At 61.0% G+C, this 408-nt stretch carries 1 protein-coding gene; it reads left to right on the forward strand.

What is annotated here, in order from left to right; all coding sequences use genetic code 11:
* The coding region (locus tag PQR53_RS38905) for a KS-MAT linker domain-containing protein (RefSeq protein ID WP_408465906.1) at window positions 1-408 on the forward strand (408 nt) is incomplete at both ends.

Genomic DNA, 408 nt, shown 5'->3' on the forward strand with positions numbered 1-408 from the left:
GGAGCAACTGCGCAGGCATCTGGAGACGCATGAAGTAAGGCTGCTGGATCTGGCGTACACGTTGCAGGTTGGACGCGAGGCGATGGGGACGCGCCTCGCATTGGTGGTGGATTCGCTGGAAGCGCTCAAGGACAGGCTGACGGACTATCAACGCGGCAATGCACATCTGGAAGGCGTCTACCGGGGTGAACTGAAACGCAGCCAGCAGACCTTGGCGGCGTTGACGGCTGACGAGGAGTTCCTTGAAGCGATTGATAAGTGGCTTGCGCGCGGCAAGGTGGACAGGCTTGCCCAGATCTGGTCGCAAGGCCTGTCGCTCGAGTGGGAGAAGCTATACGGCGAGACGAAGCCGCAGCGCATCAGTTTGCCGACGTATCCGTTCGCACGCGAGCGGTACTGGGTGCCACA

The sequence above is a fragment of the Paraburkholderia fungorum genome, assembly GCF_046027605.1.
In the GTDB taxonomy this organism is placed as follows: Bacteria; Pseudomonadota; Gammaproteobacteria; order Burkholderiales; family Burkholderiaceae; genus Paraburkholderia; species Paraburkholderia fungorum_F.